1 protein-coding gene and 2 pseudogenes are annotated in these 2,509 nt (G+C 59.8%); all 3 read right to left on the bottom strand.

Annotated elements, in window-relative coordinates:
• Positions 1-646: pseudogene (locus K8V11_RS08500) on the bottom strand (endonuclease); the annotation flags it as partial.
• 7 nt (positions 647-653) lie between these two features.
• Complete coding sequence (locus K8V11_RS08495) at positions 654-1,544, bottom strand: PD-(D/E)XK motif protein (RefSeq protein ID WP_303912744.1); 891 nt, start codon at positions 1,542-1,544, stop codon at positions 654-656.
• 34 nt (positions 1,545-1,578) lie between these two features.
• Positions 1,579-2,509 (bottom strand): annotated as a pseudogene (locus K8V11_RS08490) (hypothetical protein); the annotation flags it as partial.

The following is a 2,509-nucleotide window of genomic DNA, read 5'->3' as shown; positions in this document are numbered from 1 at the left end:
CGAACCGATAGCCGGCGTCAATGGCCTTAGCCATGACGGCGGTGAAGTTTGCGGTCTTACCGCTCTGGACGTGGCCGACGACCAGACCCCGCTTGCCACCGGCCATCGGCCCGAGCGGATCATCGAGGCGGCGAATGACCTCCGTCGCCTGGCGGCTCACCGCGGAGATCGAATCGGCATTCCAACCCTTGCCCTTGAGCACTTCCTCGTAAATGGGCCAGTAGTTCGCGTTGGCGGTTCGGCGGTCGCCCTTGTACCAGTCGACGAAATCGGTGTCGATAACCGTCGGCTGTTCCTTGACGGGGATGCGCGCGTTGATGCTGTCGGCGATGTCCGTCAGCCCGAGCTTCTCGAGAACCCACTGTCGGCGGGCTTCAGACTCTGGTTCGGTGTCCGTCTTGGGCTTGATGGCGTCGCCATCGACATCGTCAGCGGTCAAAATGAAGTTGATTAGCGGTGAAATGTCCGCGTCATTTCCAAGCTCGACGTATCGCTTGATGTCCTCGAGGGTGTACTCCTCGTCGGATTCGTGCTCCAAATTTTCGAGGAGAGTCTTGGTGACCCGGATGCGGCGGGTGTTCAGAACGTAGTCGATTTCTTCGCGGATTGCTTCGAAACTGGCGGTGGTCAGCTCGTCGGTGGTCATCGTCGGTTCAATTCTCTTCAGTCGGGCCAATCAGGGAACGGATGTCGTCATCGGGCAGGGACTCGAGCCCATCAACGTTGATGACGTACTGGACCGAATCGATGCGTTCGTGCATCGACTCGAATTGGTGCGTAGTGAGCCGTGGGAAACCGTCGTCGACGCGATAGAACTCGATCGGACTCCGCAGCGTCCACCGGGTGGTGTAGTTGCCCTCGTTCTCGGGGACGACGCCGGCGAGCTGAAGGCGGCTCCGGAGGATCCTGGACAGTTCAGGGTCCGTTATGGCGCCTCGCAGCGCAGCGATGGCTTCGGCCAGCGTCTGGCCGCCCTCCGACGTGCGTGTCAGCTGCACCGACGCGAATGCGAGTCGTTTGCCGTCGGTTTCGACCAGTTGCGTGGCGGAGGAGATCGTGTGTCGGCGGCTTTCCTTTTCGGTTGCCTTGACTTCGATGTCTCCGGCGCCAAAGGCAAAGTCGTGTTCCTCGTTGTGCGGTCCGAGCCATGCGCGCACGGCTCGGTCGAACGAGGCGATTTCGCGTTTGGTCAGCTCATGGAGGACGAGGAATTCTCCCAGCAGCCCAATCTCGCTGCGGGTCGAGCCAACGGCACTGCCGAGCAACAGGGACTTGAAGGCTCGGATCGACTGGTAGATCGCGGTCGTCGGCTCGACATCCTGTTCCTGGACTTGTTCGGCGATGCTTCGCAGGAAGAAATACGCAGCTTCGACCGTCGAGACGTCGGCCTTGACGGATACGACCGACTCCGTCTTTGTACCCGTGTAGTCGTACAGCCGACTATCGACGGTCACGTGCCGTAGCCCGGTGTCGATGGCAGACGTGATCTCGTGCTCGCGCAAGACGAGGTTGATCACGTTGGAATGCGGATACAACTCCAACACGTGGGCATGTGACCCCTGGAGGGGAAGAGAATGGTTAGTTCCCCTTTTCCAGGTGTCGACGATTACGGAAGCGGGATAGTAGCTCGTCCCAGGGGGGTGTTTCGTCATTTCTGTGGTGCCTGCCTCGTTTTCGTCTCTTAGGTGCCTTTGGTGTTTCAGGTGCCGGCGTATCGGTGGGGGATGCATCCGCCGCGGCTTCTTGCTCGGCGACATCAGCCTCGGCTTCGCGGGTTTCCCTTTCTCCGAGCTCCAGTTGGGCGGCTGTGGTCAACGTCGATTGCCACAACTCAAGATTATCGGCTGTCCTGGATCCGACTCGTTCGCCATCGAACGCACTATTGAAAAGGTGGTACAGGAGGGCCTTGATCAGTGGGGCATCGTTGAGTCGACCACCATCGGGGCTGAACAGAGGCCGATACAGCTTGTTCAGGGTCAGGGTTCGTCCGGCAAGGTCGAAATAGAAAAAATCATCGTCGTCGACGGTGCCCCACCGAATGTCCATCGGGTCTCGAGATACGAAGCTGACTTCCTCGTGGATCACTTTGCGCAGAGCACCCTCGAATCCCTTCCCGGGCTCAACGAGGGGCTTCCTCTTGCGCGCTCGCTGGTTTGCGGACTTCTGGGCCTCGATGCCGGCTTGGATGCACGATTCGAAAGTGATGCTCTCATCCGTCGGATCGCAAAGGGATGCCAGATACTTGTGGAATGCCTCGTTTGGCCGGACAGACATCTTCTGGGCGCTGACGGTGAGATAGCTGTCAATGACCCGCGGGTCGTCGATTTCGATGCGGAGCAGCTTCTGCGAGCGCGAGGACCGGCGAGTCGTGATCCATCCGCCGATCGTGATCAGCCGATTGCGGTCGTAGACGTAAAAGCCCTGGTGGCCGTAGTCGTCAGCCTTGCCGAGCTCGTAGTTCTTCGCCTTGGACGCGGGCCAAATGTGCACCTTTAGGCGGGGGCCGTCG

Source organism: Dietzia timorensis, assembly GCF_020742175.1.
Lineage (GTDB): Bacteria > Actinomycetota > Actinomycetes > Mycobacteriales > Mycobacteriaceae > Dietzia > Dietzia timorensis_A.
This window is presented reverse-complemented; position numbering and strand designations above follow the sequence as displayed.